This is a genomic window from Candidatus Paceibacterota bacterium (genome assembly GCA_028714635.1).
Lineage (GTDB): Bacteria > Patescibacteriota > Minisyncoccia > Phycocordibacterales > JAQTLZ01 > JAQTLZ01.
Map to the genome: position 1 here is coordinate 1 of JAQTLZ010000023.1, position 2,762 is coordinate 2,762.

Here is a 2,762-nt window from a genome sequence, read left to right on the forward strand (position 1 = left end):
CGCAGGCAAGCGCGCCTAAGTCGAAAAAGAAACTTATTATCATAATCGTTGTTTTGCTTGTCGTTCTCTTTCTCGGAGGCAAGATACTTGGATTTCTCGGAAGAAACGCCGCAGAGCAGGCTATAAAACAGGCAACAGGTGGAAATGTGAATGTAAACAACAGCGGAACATCTGGAACAATCACCACAGACAAAGGCACCGTATCGTATGGGACGAATTCCCTTCCGAGCGATTGGCCCACCGACGTGCCAGTCTACACAAATGGAACTATTCAATACAGCGCTTCTTCAAATCAAACGGGGCAAACAGGGAAAGCTGTTGTGATTCTCTCTCCTGATTCTGTCGCGACAATCAAGAGTTACTACACAGGAGCCCTCGCAACAAACGGATGGACTATCAAAGGGACTCAAGAGGCCGGCGGGGCAACAGTTATCGTTGCGGGAAAAGGCGATCGGAATCTTTCTCTCTCGATGGTAGGCTCTTCAGAAGGAACACAGATTACGATTGGAACTGATAAATAGACAAACGCAAAAGCCCCTTAAGCGAGGTTCGACCTCGCTTAAGGGGCTTTTTCTTCTGGGGAAAACATTTTTGAGCAGCATCATAAAGAAGAGTACAATGAATGGGTATGAGACACATCGTTGCCCACCTCAAGAAGGAGAAATACTTCAGCTATATTTATCTTTCCGCTTTTCTTCTCTCTCTTCACTATGCCTTTGTCCTCTATATCAATTCAAGCTTCCTCGAGCAATTCATTTCAACAGAGACAATAGCGTTTCTCTTCGCGGGAAGCGCTCTTATAAACATCACAATTCTCCTCAATATAACTTCCCTGCTTCGCCGATTTGGAAACTGGCGGCTTATGATTTCTTTCCTCGTCCTCGAGATGATAGGAATGCTCGGGATGGCTCTTTCTACAAATGCAGCAAGCGTAAGCATATGTTTTCTCATTTTTGGAAGTATGGCGTCCCTCCTCCTTTTTAATTTAGATATCTTTCTTGAGACAGAAATAAAAACAGAGACGCACACTGGCGGAATAAGGGGGATTTTTCTCACTATGTGTAATCTTGCTTTTGTCCTTTCTCCATTCGTCGTGGGACACCTCGTCGGAGAAAACAATTATATGAGCATCTATACCCTCTCTTTTATTTTCCTTTTGCTCTTACTCCCCATTATCATCAAAAAATTCAAAACGTTCCAAGATCCCGAGTACTCGACCATGCGCGTAAAAAACGCCCTTTCTCATTTCAGGGAAAATGGAAATCTATTCCACATTTACGTAACCAATTTCCTTTTGCAGTTTTTCTACGCGGTTATGATTATTTATACGCCGATTTACCTTCATCAATACATCGGCTTCTCGTGGGGCACAATCGGAGAGATGTTTTCCATTATGCTTATTCCATTCATTCTTTTCCAAGTTCCCGGGGGAGAAATTTCAGACCACTTCGGCGAAAAGAGCATTCTCATCGTGGGGCTCATTCTTATGGCGATTTCAACCCTGTTCCTCTCACTTCTCGGACAGAACGTCATCGCGTGGACCATCCTCCTCTTTCTCACCCGATGCGGAGCATCGCTCGTAGAAATAATGACGGAATCGTATTTTTTCAAGCACGTCAAAGGGAAAAACTCCAACATCATCGGTTTTTTCAGAACCGCCACGCCACTCTCCTTTGTCATTACGCCGATTGTGGCGACTCTTTTTCTTGCCCTTTTTCCGATGCATTATCTCTATCTCTTGGTCGGAGTGATGCTTCTTCTCGGAATACAATTTGCTTACAACATTAAAGATACTGTCTAAAAACTAGATTGCGGATTCTTGCCTGCACGTATTCGCAGCTTTCACTCCCTCATTGTAAGTCCCCGCATCGGCCTGCCTCGTCTCTACCAGAGCGTCATATTGAGTGACGAGAGCGTTGTATTCGACTACTTTTTTGTTGTATGTTGAGTCATCAGACGTAGCGTCTATCTCGGCCTTTTTGGCGACAAGAGTTTTCTGCAGACTTGCGATTTCGGCATCTAGAGAGTCAATTTTGGCTTTGAGTGTTGCGGAAGGCTCCGGGCATGAGGTAGCGGGCAAGCCGAAGCTCTGCACCGCAATCCACGTTTCTTGCCCCTCGTAAAGGCCTTTCCCAACAGCTACTCCGATTTCCTTGTATTTCGACTGGAGGATATTTTCTCGGTGCCCGGGGGATGCCATCCACGCGGAAAGAAGCGACTGGTCATCTTTAAAATTTCCGAGCGCAAGATTTTCTCCCACAATGATGTAGTCATAGCCGACGCTTTTTGCAAGCTCTCCCGGCCCCACTCCGGATGGAGAGATGTGTTCGAAATATTGTTTTGCGAACATATCCTGCACTTTTTTCTGCGCATCGGCATCAAGAAGTGAGTTTTCTTTGAGCGCAGATATGGAAACTTTCGCTCTTTCAGCATTGGTGAGAGCAATCACCCCGCTTCGAGTGAGATTTCCGGTCTCCTTATTGGAAGCAACCCGAAGCGGAGAGGGAGCAAAAATCTTCTCTGTTAAATTCTCGAGAGATGGAATAATGCCGGAAGGAGCGCTCTCCGGAGAGGCTCCTGGTTTTTCTTTCTTAACGGTTTGTGTTTGGCCCAAAAAAGAAAAAACTTGTTCAGGAATAAGAGCGCGGACGTTGTCTACCGCCTGGTTAAACCGAGACCACGAGAGCGGTATGCGAAGGAAATACGCGAGAATCAGGATGAGAAGAACGATTGAGAGGATGAACTTGATGAATTTCCACATA

At 45.6% G+C, this 2,762-nt stretch carries 3 protein-coding genes; 2 read left to right on the forward strand and 1 reads right to left on the reverse strand.

What is annotated here, in order from left to right; genetic code table 11:
- The coding region (locus PHS53_05275; protein MDD5357520.1) for a hypothetical protein at positions 1-521 on the forward strand (521 nt) is incomplete at its 5' end.
- 107 nt (positions 522-628) lie between these two features.
- Complete coding sequence (locus PHS53_05280) at positions 629-1,801, forward strand: MFS transporter (protein ID MDD5357521.1); 1,173 nt, start codon at positions 629-631, stop codon at positions 1,799-1,801.
- Between the two features lie 3 nt (positions 1,802-1,804).
- On the opposite strand, the gene PHS53_05285 is transcribed toward PHS53_05280, so the two are convergent.
- Positions 1,805-2,762 (reverse strand): CAP domain-containing protein (locus tag PHS53_05285; GenBank protein MDD5357522.1); only part of this gene is annotated, 958 nt, incomplete at its 5' end.